At 34.2% G+C, this 801-nt stretch carries 1 protein-coding gene and 1 pseudogene; both read right to left on the minus strand.

The window, feature by feature from the left end:
- A partial coding sequence (locus tag LI162_RS15210) for a glycoside hydrolase family 32 protein (RefSeq protein WP_226866396.1) occupies positions 1-551 on the minus strand: 551 nt, incomplete at its 3' end.
- A gap of 45 nt (positions 552-596) precedes the next feature.
- Positions 597-801: pseudogene (locus LI162_RS15215) on the minus strand (ABC transporter substrate-binding protein); the annotation flags it as partial.

Raw genomic sequence — 801 nt, forward strand, 5'->3', positions numbered from 1 at the left:
CATACCCCCGTATGACTTTCTTGATTTCCTTTGAAAGAAGATATTTGATTCCAATGAATTAAATCCTTTGATTCATACAAAAGTACACAATCTCCACCTGAAAGAATCATAACCCACTTTTCTTCATAGCGAAATACTTTTGGATCTCGAAAATCTTCTCTTGAATCTGTTAAAATCGGATTTCCAGAATATTTTTCCCATGTACGCCCTTTATCATAACTAAACGCTACTCCCTGACTTTGCCTTTTGGTTTCATGTTCACTATAAGTAAAAAATGCTACCATTCGCTGATTTTCTTCATCCACAACTGCACTACCAGACCAGATTTGTCCAATTTTATCTGGTGCAATAGCTTTAGGTAGTCTCTTCCAATGCACTAAATCTTTACTTACTGCATGTCCCCAATAAATCTGCTCGTTAATATTATACTGATGAAAAAGATGATATTCACCCTTATAATATACCAATCCATTCGGATCATTTATAATATAATCTTCTGCTGAAAAATGTATTTTCGGTCTGTATTTTTCCATTTTAACACCTTTAGGCATTCATCCAGCTCCGATGAATGCCTGTCTTTCTATCACTTCTTAAATTTATTTTTTTAATTCAACAAAATCTGCTTTCAACTGATCTACCATCTGATCAAATGTATATTCTCCACTGAAATATCCTTGGAAATCTGCTGCAGCTTTTGGTTCATATCCTGAAGGAAATCCTCCCATTACCCATGGAAGTGTCTTTCCTTCATCAATATATCTTTTTACTTCTTTTGACAACGTATCTGTGATTTCAACATCA

Source organism: Mediterraneibacter sp. 210702-DFI.3.120 (assembly GCF_020561005.1).
Taxonomy (GTDB): domain Bacteria; phylum Bacillota; class Clostridia; order Lachnospirales; family Lachnospiraceae; genus Mediterraneibacter; species Mediterraneibacter faecis.